Consider the following 24,014-nt stretch of genomic DNA (forward strand, 5'->3'; position numbering starts at 1 on the left):
GCGTTCCGTGGTGCGTTCCGTGGTCACCACGGAGGCGGGCTCCGCCCCGCTGACGGAGAGTGGAACCACACCGAACGACACCGCACGACACCGAACGACACGACCCACAGGAGTGACCACCATGACCGGTACGTCCACCACCCAGGGCATCAAGACCGTGCTGCACCCCGTGTCCGACCTCGCGAAGGCCAAGGCCGTGTGGGCCGCCCTCCTCGGTGTCGAGCCGCAGGTCGACGAGCCCTACTACGTCGCCTTCGAGGCCGCGGGCCAGCACATCGGGCTGCTGCCGGGCGGCGGTCCGCAGGGCCTGACCTCCTCGCTCGCCTACTGGCACGTGCCGGACATCGAGGCGAAGCTCGCCGAGGTGACCGCCGCGGGCGCCACCGTGAAGGACGCGGCGCAGGACGTCGGCGGCGGCCGGCTCGTCGCGACGGTCGTCGACCCCGACGGCAACCTCATCGGCCTCCTCCAGGACAGCTGAGCCCCGCCGATGACCACCACCGCCGCCGCACCCCGCTCCCGCGACCAGCGCCGCCACGACACCGAGCAGCGCCTCGCCCACGACGTCGACGTCTGGGTGGCCACCGCCTCACCGGACGGTGTGCCGTACCTCGTACCGCTCTCCTTCGACTGGGACGGCGAGGCCGTCCTCGTCTCCACCCCGGCGAACAGCCCGACCGGCCGGAACATGGCCGCCACCCGGCGCGTCCGCCTGGGCCTCGGCCTCACCCGTGACGTGACGATGATCGACGGCACGGTCGAGGTCCTGGAGATCGACGCGCTGCCGCGGGAGCGGGGCGACCGCTTCGCCGAGCGCACCGGCTTCGACCCGCGCACCCAGTCGGGCCCGTACCGCTGGTTCCGCATCACCCCGCACCGCGTGCAGGCCTGGCGCGAGGCCAACGAGCTCCAGGGCCGCGAACTCCTGCGCGCCGGGCTCCCGGTGACGTGACGCCCCACCTCACGGGACGCCCGCCTCACAGGACGCCCCGCAAAATCCCCCGAGTCCGAGGCCGCTTCTCCCGTAGCTTGACTGCTCGGGAACCGACTCGGGAAAGCAGGCGATTCGATCACCATGAACAACGGCCGGACAGCGCTGACCATGCAGGACGCCGTCCTCACCCTGCAGAAATACTGGAGCGACAACGGCTGCATGATCACGCAGCCGCTGAACACGGAGGTGGGAGCCGGCACCGCCAACCGTTCCAATTAAGTGACCAGAAGTGAGTCTTGTACCCATATCTGGTCGCTGCGGACATCCCGAACGGTTTTGGATATCCGACTGGTTGCCCGCGTTCCGGTGTTCCCCGCTCGGGCACGTGCATCGCGTGCGCGTTCCGTGACGGGTGGGCGGGTTCCCTCACGCTCTCGTGTCTCCGGTCCGGCCTGGGCGGTCCGATGCACCACAGCATCACTCCGGTGCTGTAGGGGCGGTGCCGTCCGACGCCGGATCGGGTGCCCGAGGGCGCGTCGCCCGATCGCGATGCTCGCGGCGTCGTGACGGGACATCTTTCGCTTGTTGCTGGTCAGGGGCTTGCGCCAGTGTTCATCGCCCCACATCGACGTGTACGCCGGATCGACGGCGACGATCGACAGGCCGTGCTCGGCCGCCATGGAGACAAGCCGGGCTTTCAGCTTGCCGGTGGGTATGCCGGAGATCAGCTGCCTGAACCGCTTCTTGCGGCCGTGTTTCTCCCGGGTCTTCTCGGCAGCGAAGTCCAGGTCCTCGATAGCGATGGCGGCCACGTCACGGGTATTCGCCCAGTGCAGGAGGCGGGTGATGGCGTGCCGGATCTGCGCATCGCGGTGATCCGCGCTGCCGGACAGGTCGTAGAAGAAGCGGTGCGGTTCGCCGGCGGGGTTGCCGTGCGGGTCGAGCCGGTAGGCGGCGAAGTGGTCGGCGTTCGTATCGACGCCGATCACGCCCCGGGCCCGTGCGGCCGACAGAGGGACGGTCTCGACGACGGGGCGTTGCCAGGAGGCGGTGAGGTACCAGCGGCCGCGGCCGGTGTCGTAGTGGATGCGGTAGGCGACGGCCCGGTTGGCGGTGATGCGGTCGGCCCATTCCTGGCCCCGGTGGGCGAAGGCGATGCGGGCAGCGAGGATGTACCGGCCGTGCTTGGCGTTGGCCAGGTGTGCCAGCGGGGCGGGCAGCTTGATGCTGACCTCGCCGTCGGGAGCGACGCGGATCGTCTCGTTCCCGAAACGCTTCCCCGACTCCCCGTCAGCGGCGAGGAACCAGCGCTCCACCTCCCAGCGCTGCCGCCACTCGGCCTCGGTGAGCCGCGCCGCGTCGAGGTTGTGCCGGGTGTTCAGCAACTTCCGGCCACCGCGCACCACGTGCACGACACCGGCCTCACGCTCGGCGCGAGCGACACCGAGCCGGTGTTCCAGGATGTGCAGACGCCGCGACTTGCGGAACCACTCCCCCTTGGACCGGTATCCGCCCGCTGCCCGCTTCGAACCCTTCTCGCCGAGCGGCAGGGACAGCCGGTGCATCAGCATGCGGACACCAGCCTCAAGGGACTGGACGTGCGCGAGCTGGCAGCGGCGGGACAGTGCCCACTGATCGTGCGTGGCCTTCGTGATCGACCCCGCCCACCGCGAGGACGAATCCGCCGTCAGACCCTGCTTACGAGCCGCCCACGTACCCGAGGTGTGATCGCCCGCGTCAGCGCACCGGGCCTTGAGGTCAAGCGAGGCGAGCCTGCCCAGATGCCCGCCGACCAGCCGCAGAACCCCCTCATCCTCAGGCGTCAGCCCCTTGAGCCGGTCACGTACCGCCACACCCGACGGCCCCAGAGCAACGAACGGCGCATCGATCACACGCAGTCGCCCGTTCGCGTCCCCCCGCACCGCCCACCTCCCTCCGCGACCCACACCCCGAACCTACGACCGCCACCGACAACCCGACCCCCACACCCTCGCGGTGTGATCCAGGACACACCCACGCGCTGTTGCATGTGCTCCTGGACACTCGCCGAGCAGCAGCTCCCAACCCCTCCACCGCGCTGCGCGTGATCGGTCCCGAACCGCACTTCCTCACCTTCGCCAACGGCACGTGCGACGAGGACGTGGTGCGGGCCGGCAACGAGGCGGTCCTGCGGGCCCGTTACGAGGACGCCGCCTTCTTCTGGCGCGCCGACCTGAAGGTCGCCCCGGAGGAGTTCCGCGGCCGGCTCGACAAGCTGACCTTCGAGGAGCGCCTCGGCACGGTCGCCGACCGCGCCGACCGCATCGCCGCCCTCGCCGCAACCCTGGCGGACCGTACGGGCCTCGCACCGGAGACGCTCGACACCGTGCGCCGGGCCGGTGAACTGGCCAAGTTCGACCTGGCGTCGCAGATGGTCGTCGAGTTCTCCAGCCTGGCCGGCGTGATGGCCGAGGAGTACGCGCTCCGCGCCGGCGAGCCCGCGCGGGTCGCCCGCGCCCTCGCCGAGATGGAGCTGCCGCGCTCCTCGGGCGGCGCGCTGCCGGCCGGCGACGCGGGCGTCGTCCTGTCGCTCGCCGACCGCTTCGACCTGGTGACGGGCATGTTCGTGATCGGCGCCGCCCCGACGGGCAGCTCCGACCCGTACGGGGTGCGCAGGGCCGCCATCGGCCTCCTCAACGTCCTCCGGAGCGTGCCCTCCGTCGCCGGCCTCCGGGTCCGCGACGGACTGCGCGCGGCGGCCGACCGCTACGCCGCCCAGGGCGTCGAGGTGCCCGCCGAGCGGCTCGCCGAGGCGGCCGAGCTCATCACCCGCCGCTATGAGCAGCAGCTCGCGGACGCGGGCCACGAGCACCGCCTCGTCCAGGCCGTCCTGCCGTGGGCCGACCGCCCCGCCCGGGGCGACCGGACCCTCGCCGCTCTGGAGCGCCACATCGGCACGACCGCGTTCGCCGACCTGACGGCCGCGCTCCAGCGGGTCCTCCGCATCCTCCCGAAGGACGCGGCCCCGGAGTCCGCGGACCGCTCCCTCCTGACAGCCCCCGCCGAACTCCGCCTCGCCGGGGCCGCCGAAGCCGTCCGCGCGTCCCTGACCGGCCGTGAGGACGATCTCGACGCCCTGACCGGGGCCTCCGCCCCGCTGGTCGCCGCGGTCGACGCCTTCTTCGACGAGGTCCTGGTCATGGACGCCGACCCCGCCCTCCGCGCCGCCCGCCTGGCCCTCCTGGACGACGTGGCCGCCCTGGCCCGCCCGGTCCTGAACTGGAGCGCCCTGTAGGCACGCCAGGCACGCCGAAACGGAAGGACCCCCGCCGACTCAGGTCGACGGGGGTCCTTCCGGTGAGGCCTTCGGTAGGCCGTGTGGGACTCGAACCCACAACCAATGGATTAAAAGTCCACTGCTCTGCCAATTGAGCTAACGGCCCGTGCACAAGCACACCCGAGCAGCATAGCCCGACAGCCCCCCGGAACCGATCGGGTATCCGGCAGAGGCGCGGCACGCGCCGCGCCTCCCCCGGACATCCGTCAGGTCAGTGGAGGCTCTTGAAGGCGTTCCAGCCGCCGCCGATCAGGATGCGCGAGCCGTACGGGCCGCGGCAGGTGCCGTCGTAGTCGTAGAGCCGGCCCGCCGTGTCACGGGCGACCAGGTCCGCGCAGCCGTCGCCGGAGATGTCGCCGACGCCCACCAGCGAGGTGTAGACGCCCCAGCCGCTGCCGACGCTCACCCGCGGGGTCACGCCGCCGGTCGCCGTGCCGTAGTACCGCCACAGCACGCCCGCCGCGTCCACGCCGAGCAGGTCGCCGCGCCCGTCGCCGTTGAGGTCACCGGCGCCGGCGATCTTCTTGTACAGCTTCCAGTTGGTGCCGATCCGGACCCGGGGCTTCATGCGGTGGTCGGCCGTACCGGCGTAGAAGTACATGTCGCCCGTCGTCGTCTGGCGCGCGATCAGATCGGCGAACCCGTCACCGTTCGCGTCGCCGGGGGACGTCAGGACGTCGTACTGCCCCCAGCCCGAGCCGACCGACGTGTACGGGGAGGAGGCCGAGACGACCTTCCCGCACCCGGGCCGGTAGGCCCGCAGCTGGTCCCCGACGCGCACCAGCACGTCGGCGCAGCCGTCGGCGCTGACATCGCCGAACGGCACGAGGAGGGACGCCGTCGGGAACTTCGCGCCGGTGCCCGCGATCCGCGCCGACAGTCCGCTGTACCCGGTGCCCTTGTACATCGACACGAGCCCGGTCGTGTCCATCACCAGGAGGTCGCCCTGCGTGTCGTTCCCGGCCATGTCGCGCCAGGCCGGCTGACCGCCGGAGACCGTGACGGTGCCGGTCAGCGACAGGTCGCTGCCCTGCCCGTCCGCCGTGTTCGCCTGGAGGTGCCAGGTGTACCGGCCGTTCGCGACGGGCTTCCCCGCCGCCGTCCTGCCGTCCCAGGAGACGTCGACACGGCTCCGGGTCTCGCCGCCCCCGTAGGCGCGGACCGGGTTCCCGGAGAGGTCGCGCACCGTCAGCTGCCAGTACGACGAGGGCTTGGACAGCGTCCAGTACGCCTTCCAGCCGTCCTGGAGCCGCATGGTCGCCGGCACCTTCGACGAGGCGGCGGTGAGGCCGGAGGTGGGGACACCGGGCCACACGACGTGGACGAGCTGCTGACGGTCCTTGTAGGCGACGGCCCCACCGAAGCGGTCCACGGTCCAGTGCTCGCGGCGGGCACCCGGCACGGGCTCGGCGTCGACGAGCCGGCGCACGGCGGGCTTTCCGCTGGTGAGCTTGGTCAGGTCGTGGAGCCGGAGGTACCCGCCGGAGTCGCGGTCGACGACGTAGCCGTCGCCCAGCAGGCCGCTGGTGTCCGTCCCCGGGGTCAGCACGATCCGCGTGTTCGCCCTGAGGTCGACCACGCCCCGCTGCTGGGTCGCTCCGCACGCCCAGTACAGCCAACGTCCCGCCGCCGCCTGGAGGTCCGTCGGGACACACGCCGCCCCGGTCGTGACCTTGCCCAGCGGGCCATTGGTGTTCAGGTCGGTACGCGTCACCTCGCCCGCCGCCGTGCCCGCGTACAGGGTGTCGCCCCAGAGCGCCGCCGGCGCCGACGACGGCACACCGGGGACGGGCTTGGAGGTCTGCGCGTCGAAGTCCACGGCGAGCGTCTGCCCGCCGCCCTGGAAGACCGCCCGCCGGCCGAAGGCGTCGGCGATCCGGCCGTCCGTCTGCGCGGTGGAGACCCGCCTCACCAGGCCGTCGGAGGTACGGGCGGTGACCTCCAGCGGCTTCGACTCGTCACGGGCCAGGTAGACCGTCCGGCCGTCACCGCTGTCGAACAGCGGCGTGCCGCTCTCCAGCCGCTTCGACTCCGCGCCCGCCCACACCGGCTGGGGACGACCGGTGTGCACCGGTCCGACCGGCAGCGGCGTCCATCCGTAGAAGCCGCTGCCCATCCGGGTGCCGACCTCCAGCGAGGAGAACCGGCCCGCACCGAGCGCGAGCGAGCGCACCTCGGCGGGCAGCGGCTCAAAGCGGCTCAGCTTCTCCAGGAGTGGTGCGCCGCCGTCCTTCGCCGGAACGGCCTTGAAGGCGGACCAGTCGGAGGAGGCCGTACCGCCGACGACGGCCACGCCCCCGCCCGCGATCTGGGTGAGCTCCGCCTCCGCCTTCTCCAGGAGGGTCTTCGTCCGCCCGTCGGGGTGGAGCGCGACGAGCCGCCGCTTCAGGGCGGCGTCGGCTCCAGAGGCCTCACTCAGGGCGAGGACCCAGTCGCCGACAAGGCCGACACGAGCGGTGCTCAGGCCCGCGGGGAGGGTGATCGTCTGCTCGGCGCCGGTCAGCGCCGCGCGCTGCCGCACGTGCACGGTGCGGTTCTTGTCGATCCAGGCGATCCGCTCGGGGCTCACGGCCACCGGCGCGAAGAGCGCGGTCCCGGTCGGGGTGGGGGCCGGGATCACGGTCATCTGCCCGGTGCTCAGGTCGACGACGCCGAGGTCGGAGTAGCCGTACGCGGCCGGGTCGCCGGAGCGGCCGAAGCGCAGCACGGCGACGGAGTCGTCGCCGGCCACGAGCGGCGCCGTGTTCAGGTGGGCGCCCTCGGGCCAGCCGGTGACGGGCGTGCGGGCCCCGTCCGGGTCGGCCGCGCTCACCAGGTAGTAGCCGGTGGTCGTGGAGTGGTCCTCGGCGGAGGCGTACTGCTGGAAGAGCAGCATGGAGCCGAGCAGCCCCTGGTAGGTCGCGTCGCCCGGCATGTCGAACGACTGTTCGGTGCCGGACTCCAGGTCGCGGACGGCGTGGGCGCCGTCACCGCGCTGGACGTACAGATAGCGCCCGCCGGTGCCGGACTTTGCGAAGGGCAGGGCCGCCGTCGTCCCGTACCCCAGCGGAACGCTCTTCGTGGGGTCGGTGAGGTCCGTCCACTCCAGCTCGCCGCCGGTGGACCGGTCGGGGTCCTCCGTCTCGTGCACGTAGCCCGTGGGGCCGGCCGCGGTGACGGTCACCTGTCGGGGTACCGCCCGCCAGTTCGGCGCGATGTCGAGCTGGTCGACCCCGACGATCGGCGACGCCTCGGCGACCACGGCGGGCGAGAGGCCGACGGCCGAGGCGAGGAGCGTGGTGGCGAGGACGGCGATACGTGCGCGGGGGCGCCGCACGCGTGCGAAACGAGACAAAGAGAGGTCCCTCCCCGGGGCAACCTGGTGATCGGCTGAGCGTATCGGGTCGAACGCCGGTCCGAGAGCGCGATCCGGGGCGGGGAGCGGGACGGGGAAACGGGACGCGGAAACGGGACGCGGAAACGGGGCAGGGCCCGTACCAGCACCGAAGTGCTCGTACGGGCCCTGCTGTGTCAGGTCATCCGACCTCAGCCGTTGCGCTTCCAGCGCGGCTTGTCGTCGCGACGGCCGAAGGAGCCGCCGGTCGAACCGGTCGAACCGGTGCCGCGGTGGTCGTCACGACGGGCGAAGGGGCGGTCGCCGCCACCGGAGCGGAAGCCGCCGGAGGGGCGGTCGTCGCGACGGTCGCGGTTGAACGGACGGTCGCTGCCACGGTGGCCGCCGGCCGGACGGTCGTTGTCACGACGCTCGAAAGAACGGCCGCCGCGGTCGTCGCGGTTGAAGCCACCCGACGGACGGTCGTCACGACGGAAGCCACCGGAGGACGGACGGTCGTTGTCGCGGCGGAAGCCACCACGGTCGCCACCACGGTCATCGCGGTTGAAGCCACCCGACGGACGGTCGTCACGACGGAAACCGCCGGACGGACGGTCGTTGTCACGACGCTCGAAAGAACGGCCGCCGCGGTCGTCGCGGTTGAAGCCACCCGACGGACGGTCGTCACGACGGAAGCCACCGGAGGACGGACGGTCGTTGTCGCGGCGGAAGCCACCACGGTCGCCACCACGGTCATCGCGGTTGAAGCCACCCGACGGACGGTCGTCACGACGGAAACCGCCGGACGGACGGTCGTTGTCACGACGGAAGCCACCGGACGGGCGGTCGTCGCGGCGGAAGCCGCCACGGTCGCCACCGCGGTCGCCGCCACGGTCACGGCGCTCGTAGTTGCCGCGCTCGTCGCGGAACGCCGGGCGCTCCTCACGGCGCTGCTCCTCGGCCTTCGCGGCACGCTCGGCCTCGACGGCAGCCGCGGCGACCTCGGCCTCGGCGGCCTCGGTGACCTCGGCGACAGCGGCCTCGGGGTCCTCGCCGCGCTCACGGGCGGCGCGGGCCACCAGGCGGTCGGCCTCCTCGCGGAGCTCGACGGCACGGCGCTGGAGGCGCTCCAGCTGCTTGGTCAGGTCGACGACCTCGCGCTCGGCCTGCTTGGCCGAGTTGTTCGCCGAGTCGGCCTGGACCTCGGTCAGCGAACGGGCGCCGGTGATCTCGGCGACCTCGGGGTCGAAGGCGCCGGCACCGCCGACGAGGTGGCGCGAGGCGTCGACGCCCGCGTCCTCCATCAGGCGGAAGATCTGGCGGCGCTGGTGCGGCAGGGCCAGGGAGACCACGACACCGGAGCGGCCGGCACGGGCGGTGCGGCCCGAGCGGTGCAGGTAGTCCTTGTGGTCGCCGGCCGGGTCCACGTTGAGGACCAGGTCGATGCCGTCGACGTGGATGCCTCGGGCGGCGACGTCGGTCGCCACGAGGGCGTTGACGTAACCCTTCTTGAAGTCCTCCAGGACGCGGGTACGGGCACCCTGCGTCATGCCGCCGTGCAGCGCGTCGGCCTTCACGCCGGAGTCGCACAGCTGCTCGGCGATGCGGTCGGCGCCCAGCTGGGTGCGGACGAAGATGATCGTGCGGCCCTTGCGGGCGGCGATCGCCGCGGTGACCGGGGCCTTGTCCTTCGGCTTCACGACGAGGACGTGGTGGGTCATGGTCGTGACGTTGCCCTGCGCGCTGTCGACCTCGTGCGTGACGGGGTCGGTCAGGTAGCGCTTGACCAGGGTGCCGATCTCGTTCTCCATGGTGGCGGAGAAGAGCATGCGCTGGCCGCCGCCGGGGATCTGGTCGAGCAGCTCGGTGACCTCGGGCAGGAAGCCCAGGTCGGCCATCTGGTCGGCCTCGTCGAGGACGGCGATCTTGACCTGCTCCAGGGAGCAGGCGCCGCGGTTGATGATGTCGCGCAGACGGCCCGGGGTGGCGACGAGGACGTCGACGCCGCGCTCCAGGGCGTAGATCTGGTTGCCCATCGACGTACCGCCGCAGACGACCTTCATCTTGAGGCCGAGCACGTCGCCGTACGGCTGGAGGGCGTCCGCGACCTGCATCGCGAGCTCACGCGTCGGCGTGAGGATGATGCCGCGGGGCTTCTTCTTCTCGGTGTGACCGTCGGCCAGGCCGGCGAGCAGCGGCAGACCGAACGAGAGGGTCTTGCCGGAGCCGGTACGGCCACGGCCGAGGATGTCCTTGCCGGCCAGGGCGTCCGGGATGGTCGCCGCCTGGATCGGGAAGGGGGTCGTCACGCCGTTCTGCGCGAGCTTGCGCACGACGCCCTCGGGCAGACCGAGGTCGCCGAAGGTGACGGTGGGCTCGGCGGGCTCGTCGTCGGAGTCCGCGTCGGTGTCGATGTCGTCGGTGTCGACGGCGTCGACGATGTCGTCGGCCTCGATGACGGCCGCCTCGACGGTCTCGGTGGCCACTACGGCCTCGACGATCTCGTCGTTCTCGGGCATGACGGCGTGGTCAGAACTGAAAATGGACATGCGAAATGCGAAACCTTCCGGAGTCTCGGCACGCGCCCGTCAACTCCGTGAATTCGCAAATCGACCGCCTCAATGCGGTCAGCCACGGCTAGGGAGAGTACGCGCCACACGGCGCTCTTCTGTGTCGGCGCCGGGCAATGGGATCAAACGATCTACCACCATACGCACCCTCCCCCACCTATGGCAAACCGGACTACGTCACACCGGCCCGACCTGCGGTGACGCGGACGGCTCCGAAGGGGCTCCCCGCCCGTCCGCCGCCCGCATCGCGCCCAGCTGGGTCTCGGGTCCGGGGGTCGGCGGATCGGTCGGGTTCGAGGTCGGTTCCGGCGTCGGCTCCGGGGTGGGCTCCGTGGTCGGCTCGGGCGTCGGAGGCTCGGTCGGGTTCGGGGTCGGCTCCGGCGTCGGCGTCACTCCGCCGTCACCCGGGCCACCGGCCCCGCCGCCGTTGTCGCCGCTCCCCGCGCCACCGTCACCGCCGCCGCTGCCCCCGTTCCCGCCGTTGCCCCCACCGCCCCCGTTGGCGCCACTGCCGCCGTTCCCGCCGCTTCCGCCGTTTCCGCCGCTCCCCCCGTCGACAGGACCCCCGCCCGAGTCCTGACCGCCGCCGGCGGCGCCACCGGCTCCGCCGCCCGCCTCCCCGGGCGCCATGGAGCCGCCGGTGCCCGCGGGGCCCGTCGAGGGCAGGGACGCGCCCGGCGAGGGCTTCGCGGAGCCCGTCGGCGAGCCGCTCGGCACCGGGGACTTCCCGCCCGCGCCGTCCGGCTCGGGCCCGCCGTTCTCCGAGCTCCCGTCCCAGGAGCCGCCGCCCCCGCCCTGGCTCCCGGCACCACCGGCGGCCTCGGCCGCCACGCCGCGCTTCCCCCCGGACGCGCCGGGCGCCGGCTTCGCCCCCTCGTCACTCACACTCATACAGCCGCTCAGGCCGGCGCAGGCCGCGACGGCCAGCGCGGCGGCGACCCATCGCACGCGGGCGGGCAAACGGGTGGGCAAATGGCGCACGGGGGCACCTCCAGGACACAACAGGCAGGGAAGGAACGCGTCACCCTGCCCAACTCCCTTGGCGCCGCAAGGGACACGCCCCGGCTCAGCCGTAGCCCAGCGCGTGCAGCCGCTCGTCGTCGATGCCGAAGTGGTGGGCGATCTCGTGCACCACGGTGATCTCGGTCTCCGCGACCACGTCCGCCCGCGACGCGCACATCCGCAGCGTCGGGCCCCGGTAGATCGTGATCCGGTCCGGCAGCACCCCGGCGTACCACTCACCCCGCTCGGTCAGCGGCGTCCCCTCGTACAGCCCGAGCAGCTCGGGATCGTCCGGGGCGGGCTCGTCCTCCACGAACACCGCGACGTTGTCCATCAGCCGGGCGAGTTCCGGTGGAATCCGGTCCAGGGCCTCGGCGACAAGTTCCTCGAACTCCTCGCGCGTCATCTCCAGCACGGGCCCATTGTCCCCCTGCCGGGGGGACTCGCCGGGGGTCCGCGGAAACCGTTTTGGCGATCGCGGCCGACATCCCATATGCTTCTCACGTCCCCGACGCACTGAGAAGTGCGCAGGTGGGCCCTTAGCCCTCATCGTCTAGTGGCCCAGGACGCCGCCCTTTCAAGGCGGTAGCACGGGTTCGAATCCCGTTGGGGGTACGCAGTAAACGTGTGCGAGACTTGTTCTCGCACTACGCAAGGCTCTGTGGAGCAGTTGGTTAGCTCGCCACCCTGTCAAGGTGGAGGTCGCGGGTTCAAGTCCCGTCAGAGTCGCTGAAGCTGGAAACAGCTTCGTGGCTGGGTAGCTCAGTTGGTACGAGCGATCGCCTGAAAAGCGATAGGTCGCCGGTTCGACCCCGGCCCCAGCCACAAAAGAAGGCCCCGTTCGAAAGAACGGGGCCTTCGCCGTTCCCAGGACAAGCTCGTCCGCGCAGGAAGAAGTTCTTCGTCCGCGCGCGGAGAAGGCCGTCCGCGTACGGGGAAGGGGCCCGCGCCCCTTCCCCGTACGGTCACGCCTCCTCGCGCTCCCGCGTGCCGCTCCCCCGCCGGCCCCGCAGCGCCAGTGCCACCGCCACCACGGCCACCACCGCGACGAGCAGCGCCCAGTCCGGCACCGCGCGGCCCAGCTCGGCCACCCGCTCCTCCACCGCGAAGGACTCGTCCACCGAGAGCAGCCCCGGCAGCGCGGTCGTCCCGTCGAAGACCAGGAAGAGCGTGCCGAGGGCGATGAAGAACAGGCCCGAGAGGACCGACGTCGAGTGGAGCGTCAGCGGGCCGACCCGGAGCGGCCGGCCCCGCAGCCAGCGCCGCCGGCCCAGGTCGTACCGCTCCCAGAGCAGCGCGAGGACGAAGAGCGGGACCGCCATGCCCAGCGCGTACACGGCGAGGAGCAGCCCGCCGTAGGCCGGGCTGCCGCTCAGCGCCGCCACCGTCAGGACGCTCCCCAGGATCGGGCCCGCACAGAAGCCCGCGAGGCCGTAGACCAGGCCGAGGGCGTAGACGGAGAGCGCCGACGTGGGCCTGATGCGGCCGCTCGCCTCGGCGAGGCGGCGGGAGGCGAACCCCAGGCCGAGCAGTTGGGCGACGCCGAGCCCGACGATCAGCCAGCCTCCGACGGTCACCAGGAGGTCGCGGTTGCCGTAGAAGAACCGGCCCGCGACGGAACCGGCCGCTCCCAGCGGGACGAGGGTGGTCGCCAGACCCGCGTAGAGGATGCCGGTCCTGGCCACCAGCTTCGCGCGGGTGTCGATCGAGTACGCGAAGAAGGCGGGCAGGAGCAGGGCGCTGCACGGGCTGAGGAGGGCGAGCAGACCGCCGAGGAACGCGGCGAAGTACCCGATGCCGGAGGTCACCGCTTGTCCTTCGAGGCGGCGCTCTTCGCCGCTGCGTCGATGGCCTCGGTGAAGGTCTCCAGGGGCTGTGCGCCCGCGATCGGGCGGCCGTTGACGAGGAAGGACGGGGTGGAGGTCGCGCCGAGCGCGTACCCCTGCTCCTGGTCCTTGCGGACGGCCTCGCGGGCCGCCGTCCCTTCGGCGTCCTTCGCGAACCGGGCCGCGTCGGGGACGCCGGCCTCCTTCGCGAGGGCCGCGAGCCGGTCCTTCCCGAAGCCCTTCTCCTTGGCCCCTTCGGCGTACGCGGCCTTGTGGAACTCCCAGAACCGGCCCTGCTGCCCGGCCGCCCAGGAGGCGCGGGCGACGGCCTCCGACTCCTCGCCGAAGATCGGGAAGTTCCGCCACTCGATGCGCAGGACGCCCTTGTCCACGTACTTCTTCATGAGGACCGGCTCGGTGTCCCGGGCGAACTTCCCGCAGTAGCCGCACTTGAAGTCGGCGTACTCGATGAGGACGACGGGCGCATCGGCGCGGCCCAGGGCGAGCTTGTCGGAGGCGTCGCGGCGGGCGTACGCCTCCAGCTCGGGGTAGACGCCGGCGGACGGGTCTGCGGAGACCTCGGCGACGGCGGACGAGCCGCCCGCGCCGCGGCCGGAGGACGGCGCGGTGGCGGTGTACGAGACGACGCCGAGCAGCACGGCGGCGGCCGCCACGCCGGAGACGATCACGATCGGCTTGGACTTGGACATGCGGAAGCGCTCCTGAGGAGGGAGAGGAGAAGAGAGGGAGAAGGGACGAGGGACGGCGGAGTGCGCCGTCCGTCTACACCCTCATCAGGGTCGACAGCTCCACCGGTGACGGCGCCGCGCGCTCGGGCGGCTCCCGCCCCGGGGCGGCCCCCCGCCCGTCCGGCTCCCCGTGCCGGGCCGAGGCCGGCGTCCGGTCGGCGGCCAGCGCGGGCAGCAGCTCCGCGAAGCCGCCGGGGCGCGGCGGTACGACGGGACCCGAGGCCCCGGCCTCGGCGGCGTGGCCCGGATCACAGCCCGGCACGCCGGCGCCCATGACGGGGGCCGCACTCAGGGCGTGGGCCGCGCTCACGGCGGGGGCCGGGCTCACGGCGGGGGCCGGGCTCAGGGCGTGGGCCGGGCTCAAGGCGTGGGCCGCGCTCACGGCGGGGGCCGGGCTCAGGGCGTGGGCCGCCCTCACGGCAGGGGCCGGGCTCAGGGCGTGGGCCGCGCTCGTCGCGGGCGGGGCTCCCGTCACAGGGGAAGCGCTCCTCGCGGCCGAGTCTCCCCTCACCGGGGACGCGCTCGTCGCCGTCCCGCACACCAGCAGGCCCAGCACCAGCCCCGCCAGCGCGGCGAAGGCCGCCAGGGCGCGGGTGGTGCGGAACATGCGATACCTCTCGGGTCCGGTCGACGTGCCCGAAATAGTACGCACCCCCCACCCGGAAATCGGTTCGCCGCTTCTCCGCCGCAGGTGCGATCCTGGGATCCGTATGTCTACTTCCTTCGCCGCCCTCCAGTCCGTCCTGGCCGAGGTCTCGCTGCGGGACTCCCACCGGCTCGGCCGTCGTCTCGAAGGCGCCCGCCGCATCCGCAAGCCCGAGGCCCGTGAGGCCGTCCTGGACGAGATCGCCGCCGAGGCGGCCAAGGCCAAGGAGCGCGTCGACGGGCGCGCCGCCCGCGTGCCCGCGATCACGTACCCCGAGCAGCTGCCCGTCTCCCAGAAGAAGGACGAGATCCTGGAGGCGATACGCGACCACCAGGTCGTGATCGTCGCCGGTGAGACGGGGTCGGGCAAGACCACGCAGATCCCGAAGATCTGCATGGAGCTGGGCCGGGGCGTCCGGGGCATGATCGGGCACACGCAGCCCCGCCGGATCGCCGCCCGCACGGTCGCCGAGCGCGTGGCCGAGGAGCTGAGGACCCCGCTGGGCGAGGCCGTCGGCTGGAAGGTCCGCTTCACCGACCAGGTGAACCCCGACGCGACCTTCGTGAAGCTGATGACGGACGGCATCCTGCTCGCCGAGATCCAGACGGACCGCGAGCTGCGCGCCTACGACACGATCATCATCGACGAGGCCCACGAGCGGTCCCTCAACATCGACTTCCTGCTCGGCTATCTGGCCCAGCTGCTCCCGAAGCGCCCCGACCTCAAGGTCGTCATCACCTCCGCGACGATCGACCCGGAGCGCTTCTCCCGCCACTTCGGCGACGCCCCGATCGTCGAGGTCAGCGGCCGTACGTATCCGGTCGAGGTCCGCTACCGCCCGCTCCTCGAAGAGGACAGCGAAGAGTCCGACCGCGACCAGATCACCGCGATCTGCGAGGCCGTCGACGAGCTCCAGTCCGAGGGCCCCGGCGACGTCCTGGTCTTCCTCTCCGGTGAGCGCGAGATCCGCGACACGGCGGACGCGCTCCTCAAAAGGAACCTCCGCAACACCGAGGTCCTCCCTCTCTACGCCCGCCTGTCGCACGCCGAGCAGCACCGCGTCTTCCAGGCCCACTCCGGCCGCCGGATCGTCCTCGCGACGAACGTCGCCGAGACCTCGCTGACCGTCCCCGGCATCAAGTACGTGATCGACCCGGGCACCGCCCGCATCTCGCGCTACTCGCACCGCACCAAGGTCCAGCGCCTGCCGATCGAGGCGGTCAGCCAGGCCAGCGCCAACCAGCGCAAGGGCCGCTGCGGTCGTACGAGCGACGGCATCTGCATCCGGCTGTACTCGGAGGACGACTTCCTGACCCGTCCGGAGTTCACGGACGCCGAGATCCTCCGGACGAACCTGGCCTCCGTCATCCTCCAGATGACCGCCGCCGGCCTCGGCGACATCGAGAAGTTCCCCTTCATCGACCCGCCGGACCACCGCAACATCCGGGACGGCGTGCAGCTCCTCCAGGAACTGGGGGCGATCGACCCGGCCGAGAAGGATCCGAAGAAGCGGCTCACCCAGCAGGGCCGGAAGCTCTCCCAGCTGCCCGTGGACCCCCGGCTCGCCCGGATGGTCCTGGAGGCCGACAAGAACGGCTGCGTCCGCGAGGTCATGGTGATCGCGGCCGCGCTCTCCATCCAGGACCCGCGCGAGCGGCCCTCCGAGAAGCAGGCGCAGGCCGACCAGCAGCACGCCCGCTTCAAGGACGAGACGAGCGACTTCCTCGCCTTCCTCAACCTCTGGCGGTACGTCCGCGAGCAGCAGAAGGAGCGCGGCTCCAGCTCCTTCCGCCGGATGTGCAAGCAGGAGTACCTGAACTTCCTGCGCATCCGCGAGTGGCAGGACATCTACGCGCAGCTGCGGACGGTCGCCAAGCAGATGGGCATCCACCTCAACGAGGAGGACGCCCCCGAGCAGTCCGTGCACGTCTCGCTCCTCGCCGGCCTGCTCTCCCACATCGGTCTGAAGGACGTGAAGGAGTCCAAGGACGGGTCGAAGGACGGCTCCCGCCGCGAAGGCGGCCGGGGCGGCGAGTACCTGGGCGCGCGGAACGCCAAGTTCGCGATCTTCCCCGGCTCCGCGCTCTTCAAGAAGCCCCCGCGCTTCGTCATGTCGGCCGAGCTGGTCGAGACCTCGCGCCTCTGGGCCCGGGTGAACGCCCGGATCGAGCCCGAGTGGATCGAGCCGCTCGCCCAGCACCTGGTGAAGAAGACGTACAGCGAGCCGCACTGGGAGAAGGACCAGGCTGCCGTGATGGCCTTCGAGAAGGTGACGCTGTACGGCGTGCCGATCGTCGCCGACCGCAAGGTGAACTACGGCCGGATCGACCCGGAGGTCTCCCGCGACCTCTTCATCCGGAACGCGCTGGTCGAGGGCGACTGGCGGACCCACCACAAATTCTTCGCCGACAACCGCAAGCTCCTCACCGAGGTCGAGGAGCTGGAGCACCGCGCCCGGCGCCGGGACATCCTGGTCGACGACGAGACGCTCTTCGACTTCTACGACAAGCGCGTCCCCGAACACGTCGTGTCCGGAGCCCACTTCGACTCGTGGTGGAAGCACAAGCGCCATGACGAGCCGGAGTTCCTGGACTTCGAGCGCGAGATGCTCATCAACGAGAAGGCGGCCGGGGTCACCAAGGACGACTACCCGGACTCCTGGCGGCAGGGCCCGCTGAAGTTCCGCGTGACGTACCAGTTCGAGCCCGGCGCGGACGCGGACGGCGTGACCGTCCACGTACCGCTCCAGGTGCTCAACCAGGTGACGGACGAGGGCTTCGAGTGGCAGATCCCGGGGCTGCGCACCGAGGTCGTCACGGAGCTGATCCGTTCGCTCCCGAAGCCGATCCGCCGCCACTACGTGCCGGCGCCGAACTTCGCGACCCGCTTCCTCGACGCGGTCGTCCCCGTCCAGGAGCCGCTGGCGGGCGCGCTCGCCCGTGAGCTCCAGCGGATGGTCGGCGTCCCGGTCACGGCCGAGGACTTCGACTGGACGAAGGTCCCCGAGCACCTCAAGGTGACCTTCCGGATCGTCGACGAGCGGCGGCGCAAGCTGGCCGAGGACAAGGACCTGGAGACGCTGCGGCTCCAGCTGCGCCCCAAGGCCCGCAAGGCCCTCTCGCAGGCCGCGGCGGCGGCCACGGGCGGCCCGGACGGCTCGGGGCCCTCCCTGGAGCGCACGGGCCTCAAGGACTGGACGATCGGGGCGCTCACGAAGGTCTTCGAGACCAAGCGGGGCGGGCAGCCGGTCAAGGCGTACCCGGCGCTCGTGGACGAGGGCGAGAGCGTGGCCGTCCGGCTCTTCGACACGGAGGCCGAGCAGGCGCAGGCGATGTGGCGGGGCACCCGGAAGCTGATCATGCTGAACATCCCGGTGAACCCGGCGAAGTTCGCCTCGGACAAGCTGACGAACCAGCAGAAGCTGGCCCTGTCCTCGAACCCGCACGGCTCGATACAGGCCCTCTTCGACGACTGCGCCACCGCCGCGGCCGACAAGCTGATCGCCGACCACGGCGGCCCGGCCTGGGACGAGGATTCCTTCCGGAAGCTGTACGACAAGGTCCGCGCGGACCTGGTGGACACGACGGTCCGGACGGTGGGCCAGGTCCAGCAGATCCTGGCGGCCTGGCAGGCCTGCCAGCGCCGGCTGAAGTCCACGAACAGCCTGGCCCTGATCAACAACCTCACGGACGTGCGCGAGCAGCTGGCCTGGCTGGTGCCGGCGGGCTTCGTCACCCGTACGGGGCTCAAGCGGCTGCCGGACCTGATGCGCTATCTGGTGGCGGTGGACCGGCGGCTCCAGCAGATGGCGACGGGCGTCCAGCGGGACACCACCCGCATGGAGAAGGTCCACGAGATGCTCGACGAGTACGCGTGGCTGCTCGAACAGCTCCCGAAGGGCCGCCCGGTGCCGACCGAGGTGACCGACATCCGCTGGATGATCGAGGAGCTGCGGGTGAGCTATTTCGCGCACGCGTTGGGCACGGCGCACCCCGTCTCGGACAAGCGGATCGTGAAGGCGATCGACGCGGCCGCCCCCTAGCAGGGCAGTCGCCCCCGGCGGGTTCGACCGCACCCCCTGACCTGCTGTACAGTCTGTCTCGCAGCCGCTCACAAGAGGCTGCGAGCAAGGCTCTGTGGAGCAGTTGGTTAGCTCGCCACCCTGTCAAGGTGGAGGTCGCGGGTTCAAGTCCCGTCAGAGTCGCTTCAATGAAGGCCCGCATCGTGAGATGCGGGCCTTCGTCGTGTTCCCGTGTATTGACGGCGCAGGGTGCCCGCCGGTACCCCGGACTCAGGGAGTCGGGTCCCCACCGGAGGTGGTCGCGCATGGCGGCGGCGTCAGCGGCACGGCACGACACGCGCGCGCTGCTGCGTGCCCATCTGGCGGCCGCTTCCCGGTACGGACACCTCACACGTCACTGCGTGGTCTGCCATCGCCTCCTGCGGCTCGTCATGGAGCTTCCCGAGGCCGAGGAGCCCACGGGGCCCGAGGAGGACGAAAGTCCCACCGACCCATGACCAACGGCGGGTTGGAAGCGTTCCCGCGAGTGGCAGGCTGGTGGTTGGCAAGGCTTCACCGGTGTGACGGGAGTCACCGAAAGAGTTTCTGGAACCCCTTCACTTACACCCCTCCTACACCGGCCCGATTTAATATGTGCAATTGCACCACCGTTCGCAGAGTGGCGCCGGGCACAAAAAAGATCGCGCCAGACCCGGCGGAGTCCAGCGCGATCGTTGACGAAGGCCTGTTGGGGCAGGAATCCGTCGGCAGTACTAGGGGTGGGCGACCGGATTGGGGGATCCGGACGGGCCCGGTGTTACGGGGTGCTGCGGGGTGTTGAGCGAGCCTCAGGCCTCGCTGCGCTGCTGCGGAATACCCGCGAGCAGAGCGCGAACCTCGGCCTCGCGGTAACGGCGGTGCCCACCCAGGGTGCGGATGGACGTGAGCTTGCCCGCCTTCGCCCAACGGGTCACCGTCTTCGGGTCCACACGGAACATCGTGGCAACCTCGGCGGGGGTCAGCAGCGGCTCGGCATCAGGGGTGCGAGCGGTCATGAGCGGCCTCCTCGGGAGAACCGAACCAATCTCGGTTCTTTCCTCTAAATTCTGCACCTTGACCCGCGTTGCCCGAAATGGCAGAAGCGGGTCGAGTCGGTTATAGGACGAACGGCTTGTCCTCGGCACTACAACTACACCATCCGTCCAGCCACGTCGGCCAAACCGATGGAATTGCCCTCGCAGGTGTTCATCAGCGGCGGAAGTCGATGGACCATGCCATAACGGACAGTCACGCGCCTGTGACGATCAGTCACAGGGCGATCAGGAGTCCTCAGACCCCCCATAGAGTGCAATGCTGAGCGTTCCGCCCAAACTTGGACGGAAGGAACCCTCCCCGGACTCCTTGTCCTATTTTGGCACGAGGGTGGGTGATGGACGCAAGGGTGCGTTAAGTGCTGTCCGTCACGCTTGAGCCAAAGGCCCGGATCGGGACCAACGTCCTCGTCACCCACATGCCGAAAGACCCCGGCGCGGAGAGCGCGCCGAGAGGCACCCGGAGCCGAAGGGTCCGGATGCTTGAAGATCATTTACCCCAGCCGGACATGTCTTGTCGATGGCGACCTGACGAAGATGCCCGACTGATGTCAATTCGCGCCTCGCAGGTCCCTGACGACCCGCCAGCGCTCCGCCAGCCGGCCGTACACCTCACTCGCCCGCTCGCCGTCCCCGGCCCGCAGCGCCGCGATCCCCTCCGCCATCTCCGCCGCCGACCGCTCCGCCGCCAGCCACTCCTCCGCGACCGCGTGCACCAGCCCCCCGAAGTCCAGCTCCACGAGCGCCCGCGGATGGAACTCCTCCAGCCACCGGCCCACATCGACCAGGCCCTCCGTCATCGGCCCCTCGTCGATCGACTCCCGCAGCGCCCGCAGCGCCCGGGCCAGCCGCCGCCGCGCCTGCGCCATCGTCGTCCGGTAGCGCAGCATCGGCGGGCGGCCCGGCTCCGTGGCCCCCTCGACCGCCGGCACCCCCGGCTCGTACCGCCGGTCCTCGTCCCCGAAGAGCGCGAACCAGCGCAGCGGCACCTGCCAGACCGCCGTACGGATCCACGGGCGCGCGTCCGGGTTCCCGCTCAGCCACCGCTCGTAGTCGCCGGCGATCTGGGACCGCACGACCGGCGGCAGCATCGCGTCCAGCACCGGCCCCGGATAGCCGTCGGCCACCAGCTCCTCGACCGCCAGCCAGCTCCGCAGCCGGGTCCGCCACGGGCAGATCACCACCACCCCGTCCAGATGTGCGACGAAGGCCTCCCCGCTCTCCTGGAGCGGCACCGGCACAGGAGGAGTCGACAGCAGGTCGGCGAGCGAGCGCCGCAGCTCCTCCTGCGCCCCAGGGGTGCGGGGCCGCCGCGCGTACCGCGCCCAGTGGCTCCGCTCCGGCTCCGGAAACGCGGCCAGCGGCTCGTACACCCGCAGATAGGACGCATAAGGGACGAGGACCGAGGAGGCGACCGACATGCCGCGAATCCTTCCACGGAGGCCCTCCGAGAGGGGATGATCCCGGAGGACGGAGGGTGATCCTGAGCACTGGTGCCGATCTACGCACAGGTAGGACTTACTCTCTTGCCGAACTGGTCCTCCCCCACCCGCAGGGAGGTCCGTAAACCGCCGCTTCGTACTTGGGAGTCACCACCGTGACCGATGTGACCGGCGTTCCTGTCGTTCCCGCAGACGTGCTGCACACCTTGTTCCGCTCGGAGCAGGGTGGCCACGAGCAAGTCGTGCTCTGCCAGGACCGCGCCACCGGCCTCAAGGCCGTCATCGCCCTCCACTCCACCGCCCTGGGCCCCGCCCTCGGTGGAACCCGCTTCTACCCGTACGCCAACGAGGCCGAGGCGATCGCCGACGCGCTCAACCTCTCGCGCGGCATGTCGTACAAGAACGCCATGGCCGGCCTCGACCACGGCGGCGGCAAGGCCGTCATCATCGGGGACCCGGAGAAGATCAAGACGGACGAGCTGCTGCTCGCCTACGGGCGCATGGTGGCGTCCCTCGGCGGCCGCTACGTCACGGCCTGCGACGTCGGCACCTACGTCGCCGACATGGACGTCGTCGCCCGCGAGAACAAGTGGACCACCGGCCGCTCCCCCGAGAACGGCGGCGCCGGCGACTCCTCGGTCCTCACCGCCTTCGGCGTCTTCCAGGGCATGCGCGCCTCCGCGCAGACCCTGTGGGGCGACCCGACGCTGCGCGGCCGCAAGGTCGGCGTCGCGGGCGTCGGCAAGGTCGGCCACTACCTCGTCGAGCACCTCCTGGAGGACGGCGCCGAGGTCGTCATCACCGACGTGCGCGAGGAGTCGGTCCGCCGGATCACCGACAAGCACCCGCAGGTCACCGTCGTCGCCGACACCGACGCGCTGATCCGCGTCGAGGGTCTCGACATCTACGCGCCCTGCGCGCTGGGTGGCGCCCTGAACGAGGAGACCGTCCCGTTCATCACCGCGAGCATCGTCTGCGGTGCGGCCAACAACCAGCTCGCCCACCCGGGCATCGAGAAGGACCTCGTGGAGCGGGGCATCCTCTACGCGCCCGACTACGTGGTCAACGCCGGTGGCGTGATCCAGGTCGCCGACGAGCTGCACGGCTTCGACTTCGACCGCTGCAAGGCGAAGGCCACGAAGATCTTCGACACCACCCTCGAAATCTTCGCACGTGCGAAGGCTGACGGCATTCCGCCGGCCGCCGCCTCCGACCGGATCGCCGAGCAGCGCATGGCGGAGGCCCGCCGGGGCTGAGCCCCGGGCCCGGCCGCGCGCCTCGGCCGCACGCCTGGCCGCACAGAGGCTCGACCCGCCGCAGAGGGCACCGGGAGGCCTCCGGAAGGACACCGGAGAGACATCCCTCACCCCCCTCGGCGGGTCGAGCCTCAAGAAGAGGTTAAAATCGCGATTGACCAGCGAGGAAAGGGCGCCTCGAAGGTTCTGTACCGAGGTATGTGATGCGCACGGCGTACCGTAGACCCGAGGAAACAGGTACCGTTGAAGCCCTACGGGCCGGTCTCTCTTTCGAGAGTCCGTTCCGAATCATGAACGCGTGTCAAGACTCTGGGGCCATCGAGCCCCGTCACCGAGGGGGTCGAGCCATGGGGCGCGGCCGGGCAAAGGCCAAGCAGACCAAGGTCGCCCGCCAGCTGAAGTACAGCAGCGGCGGGACTGACCTGTCGCGTCTGGCCAATGAGCTGGGCGCTTCGACTTCGAACCAGCCGCCGAATGGCGAGCCGTTCGAGGACGACGACGAGGAAGACGACCCGTACGCGCAGTACGCGGATCTCTACAACGACGACGAGGACGAGGACGACGAGTCCGGTCCGTCGTCCCCGCGTCGCGCTTGACCTTCTGAATCACCGAAACCCGGTCCGGTACACCCGGCCGGGTTTCTGTGCTGTCCCGCTCCGTGCGGACGGCACGGGCTCCACGCGAACGGCCCGGCGGCACCCCTGAGGGGTACCGCCGGGCCGTCGCCGTAGGGCTGCCCGCTGACCGGCGCTTCCTACTTCGCGTAGTCCCCGACGAGCTCCGCGCCGGTCGTGTGCGCGCCGCGCTCGGTGATCTCGCCCGCGACCCAGGCCTCGACCCCGCGGTCCGCGAGGGTCGTCAGGGCCACGTCCACGGAGTCGGCCGGCACGACGGCCATCATGCCGACGCCCATGTTCAACGTCTTCTCCAGCTCCAGGCGCTCCACCTGACCGGCCTTGCCGACCAGGTCGAAGATCGCGCCCGGGGTCCAGGTGGAACGGTCGACCGTGGCGTGCAGGCCGTCCGGGATCACCCGGGCCAGGTTGGCGGCGAGACCGCCGCCGGTGATGTGGCTGTACGCGTGGACGTCCGTGGTCCGGGTGAGGGCCAGGCAGTCCAGCGAGTAGATCTTGGTGGGCTCCAGGAGCTCCTCGCCGAGGGTCCGGCCCAGCTCCTCGACCTGCTGGTCCAGGGTCATGCCGGCGCGGTCGAAGACCACGTGCCGGACGAGCGAGTACCCGTTGGAGTGAAGCCCCGAGGAGGCCATCGCGATGACCGCGTCCCCCGTACGGATGCGATCGGCGCCGAGGAGCCGGTCGTACTCCACGACGCCCGTGCCGGCGCCGGCGACGTCGAAGTCGTCCGGGCCGAGGAGGCCCGGGTGCTCCGCCGTCTCGCCGCCGACGAGGGCGCAGCCGGCGAGGACGCAGCCCTCGGCGATGCCCTTGACGATGGCGGCGACGCGCTCGGGGTGGACCTTGCCGACGCAGATGTAGTCGGTCATGAAGAGCGGCTCGGCGCCGCAGACGACGATGTCGTCCATGACCATCGCGACCAGGTCGTGGCCGATCGTGTCGTACACGCCCATCTGGCGGGCGATGTCGACCTTCGTGCCGACGCCGTCGGTCGCCGAGGCGAGCAGCGGACGCTCGTAGCGCTTGAGGGCGGAGGCGTCGAAGAGACCGGCGAAACCGCCGAGGCCGCCGAGGACCTCGGGGCGCTGGGTCTTCTTCACCCACTCCTTCATGAGCTCGACGGCGCGGTCGCCCGCCTCGATGTCGACGCCCGCGCTCGCGTAGCTGGCGCCGCTTCCGGCACTGGTGGACTCAGACATGCTGAAGAACTTTCGTGTCGTACTGCGGGGTGTGC

At 71.2% G+C, this 24,014-nt stretch carries 19 protein-coding genes and 5 tRNA genes; 12 read left to right on the forward strand and 12 right to left on the reverse strand.

Annotation, left to right across the window (positions count from 1 at the left end):
* The first annotated feature begins 121 nt into the window (after positions 1–121).
* The 3 genes from IE124_RS16670 to IE124_RS16680 all read left to right on the forward strand — a co-directional run bounded on the left by IE124_RS16670 (position 122) and on the right by IE124_RS16680 (position 1,213).
* Positions 122–481, forward strand: a complete 360-nt coding sequence (locus tag IE124_RS16670; protein ID WP_189508570.1) for a VOC family protein — start codon at positions 122–124, stop codon at positions 479–481.
* 9 nt (positions 482–490) lie between these two features.
* Positions 491–952 (forward strand): pyridoxamine 5'-phosphate oxidase family protein, encoded by a 462-nt coding sequence (locus tag IE124_RS16675; RefSeq protein WP_189508571.1) that lies wholly within the window; start codon positions 491–493, stop codon positions 950–952.
* Between the two features lie 123 nt (positions 953–1,075).
* Positions 1,076–1,213 (forward strand): glycine--tRNA ligase subunit alpha, encoded by a 138-nt coding sequence (locus IE124_RS16680; protein WP_189508572.1) that lies wholly within the window; start codon positions 1,076–1,078, stop codon positions 1,211–1,213.
* Here IE124_RS16680 and IE124_RS16685 read toward each other — a convergent pair.
* Positions 1,210–2,826: an IS200/IS605 family accessory protein TnpB-related protein gene (locus IE124_RS16685; protein WP_370468774.1), complete on the reverse strand. Its 1,617-nt coding sequence runs from the start codon at positions 2,824–2,826 to the stop codon at positions 1,210–1,212. The two genes, IE124_RS16680 and IE124_RS16685, sit on opposite strands and share 4 nt — an antisense overlap.
* Before the next feature lie 191 nt (positions 2,827–3,017).
* Between IE124_RS16685 and glyS the strand changes: the two genes are divergently transcribed.
* On the forward strand, positions 3,018–4,208 hold the full coding sequence (gene glyS, locus IE124_RS16690) for a glycine--tRNA ligase subunit beta (RefSeq protein WP_229832515.1): 1,191 nt from the start codon (positions 3,018–3,020) through the stop codon (positions 4,206–4,208).
* 75 nt (positions 4,209–4,283) lie between these two features.
* On the opposite strand, the gene IE124_RS16695 is transcribed toward glyS, so the two are convergent.
* The 5 genes from IE124_RS16695 to IE124_RS16715 all read right to left on the reverse strand — a co-directional run bounded on the left by IE124_RS16695 (position 4,284) and on the right by IE124_RS16715 (position 11,550).
* A tRNA-Lys gene (locus IE124_RS16695) sits at positions 4,284–4,356 on the reverse strand.
* Positions 4,357–4,461: 105 nt separating this feature from the next.
* Positions 4,462–7,584, reverse strand: coding sequence for an FG-GAP-like repeat-containing protein (locus IE124_RS16700; RefSeq protein WP_189508574.1), 3,123 nt, complete (start codon positions 7,582–7,584; stop codon positions 4,462–4,464).
* Positions 7,585–7,775: 191 nt separating this feature from the next.
* Positions 7,776–10,112 carry a DEAD/DEAH box helicase gene (locus IE124_RS16705; RefSeq protein ID WP_189508575.1) on the reverse strand — a complete coding sequence of 779 codons (2,337 nt, stop codon included), beginning with the start codon at positions 10,110–10,112 and terminating at the stop codon, positions 7,776–7,778.
* A gap of 198 nt (positions 10,113–10,310) precedes the next feature.
* Complete coding sequence (locus IE124_RS16710) at positions 10,311–11,114, reverse strand: hypothetical protein (RefSeq protein ID WP_189508576.1); 804 nt, start codon at positions 11,112–11,114, stop codon at positions 10,311–10,313.
* A gap of 85 nt (positions 11,115–11,199) precedes the next feature.
* Positions 11,200–11,550: a metallopeptidase family protein gene (locus tag IE124_RS16715; RefSeq protein ID WP_189508577.1), complete on the reverse strand. Its 351-nt coding sequence runs from the start codon at positions 11,548–11,550 to the stop codon at positions 11,200–11,202.
* A gap of 127 nt (positions 11,551–11,677) precedes the next feature.
* On the opposite strand from IE124_RS16715, the gene IE124_RS16720 reads away from it, so the two are divergent.
* The 3 genes from IE124_RS16720 (at position 11,678) to IE124_RS16730 (ending at position 11,960) form a co-directional block, all read left to right on the forward strand.
* Positions 11,678–11,750, forward strand: a tRNA-Glu gene (locus tag IE124_RS16720).
* Positions 11,751–11,790: 40 nt separating this feature from the next.
* A tRNA-Asp gene (locus IE124_RS16725) sits at positions 11,791–11,864 on the forward strand.
* Between the two features lie 22 nt (positions 11,865–11,886).
* Positions 11,887–11,960, forward strand: a tRNA-Phe gene (locus tag IE124_RS16730).
* A gap of 140 nt (positions 11,961–12,100) precedes the next feature.
* Here IE124_RS16730 and IE124_RS16735 read toward each other — a convergent pair.
* From IE124_RS16735 to IE124_RS16745, 3 genes are all read right to left on the reverse strand, one after another.
* Positions 12,101–12,943 (reverse strand): cytochrome c biogenesis CcdA family protein, encoded by an 843-nt coding sequence (locus tag IE124_RS16735; protein ID WP_189508578.1) that lies wholly within the window; start codon positions 12,941–12,943, stop codon positions 12,101–12,103.
* Positions 12,940–13,671 carry a DsbA family protein gene (locus IE124_RS16740; RefSeq protein WP_189508579.1) on the reverse strand — a complete coding sequence of 244 codons (732 nt, stop codon included), beginning with the start codon at positions 13,669–13,671 and terminating at the stop codon, positions 12,940–12,942. The genes IE124_RS16735 and IE124_RS16740 overlap by 4 nt, the downstream gene beginning before the upstream one ends.
* 73 nt (positions 13,672–13,744) lie before the next feature.
* A complete protein-coding gene (locus IE124_RS16745; RefSeq protein WP_189508580.1) occupies positions 13,745–14,317 on the reverse strand; it encodes a hypothetical protein in 573 nt (190 codons plus the stop codon).
* A gap of 103 nt (positions 14,318–14,420) precedes the next feature.
* Here IE124_RS16745 and hrpA point away from each other — a divergent pair, with 103 nt between their 5' ends.
* From hrpA to IE124_RS16760, 3 genes are all read left to right on the forward strand, one after another.
* Positions 14,421–18,398, forward strand: coding sequence for an ATP-dependent RNA helicase HrpA (gene hrpA, locus IE124_RS16750; protein ID WP_189508581.1), 3,978 nt, complete (start codon positions 14,421–14,423; stop codon positions 18,396–18,398).
* A gap of 88 nt (positions 18,399–18,486) precedes the next feature.
* Positions 18,487–18,560, forward strand: a tRNA-Asp gene (locus tag IE124_RS16755).
* Between the two features lie 122 nt (positions 18,561–18,682).
* Complete coding sequence (locus IE124_RS16760; protein ID WP_189508582.1) at positions 18,683–18,874, forward strand: DUF6274 family protein; 192 nt, start codon at positions 18,683–18,685, stop codon at positions 18,872–18,874.
* Between the two features lie 330 nt (positions 18,875–19,204).
* Here IE124_RS16760 and bldC read toward each other — a convergent pair whose 3' ends face one another.
* Entirely contained in the window at positions 19,205–19,411 is a 207-nt protein-coding gene (bldC, locus tag IE124_RS16765) for a developmental transcriptional regulator BldC (RefSeq protein WP_003949541.1), read from the reverse strand.
* 587 nt (positions 19,412–19,998) lie between these two features.
* Positions 19,999–20,868 carry a DUF8083 family protein gene (locus IE124_RS16770; RefSeq protein WP_189508583.1) on the reverse strand — a complete coding sequence of 290 codons (870 nt, stop codon included), beginning with the start codon at positions 20,866–20,868 and terminating at the stop codon, positions 19,999–20,001.
* A gap of 176 nt (positions 20,869–21,044) precedes the next feature.
* Here IE124_RS16770 and IE124_RS16775 point away from each other — a divergent pair, with 176 nt between their 5' ends.
* Both IE124_RS16775 and IE124_RS16780 read left to right on the forward strand, forming a co-directional pair.
* Entirely contained in the window at positions 21,045–22,145 is a 1,101-nt protein-coding gene (locus IE124_RS16775) for a Leu/Phe/Val dehydrogenase (protein ID WP_189508584.1), read from the forward strand.
* 347 nt (positions 22,146–22,492) lie between these two features.
* On the forward strand, positions 22,493–22,741 hold the full coding sequence (locus IE124_RS16780) for a DUF3073 domain-containing protein (RefSeq protein ID WP_150267955.1): 249 nt from the start codon (positions 22,493–22,495) through the stop codon (positions 22,739–22,741).
* A gap of 158 nt (positions 22,742–22,899) precedes the next feature.
* Here the strand turns inward: IE124_RS16780 and purM are convergent, their stop codons facing one another.
* Positions 22,900–23,979: a phosphoribosylformylglycinamidine cyclo-ligase gene (gene purM / locus IE124_RS16785; protein ID WP_150267957.1), complete on the reverse strand. Its 1,080-nt coding sequence runs from the start codon at positions 23,977–23,979 to the stop codon at positions 22,900–22,902.
* Positions 23,980–24,014: the final 35 nt, after the last annotated feature.

This window comes from Streptomyces narbonensis (genome assembly GCF_014649015.1).
GTDB classification, from domain to species: domain Bacteria; phylum Actinomycetota; class Actinomycetes; order Streptomycetales; family Streptomycetaceae; genus Streptomyces; species Streptomyces narbonensis.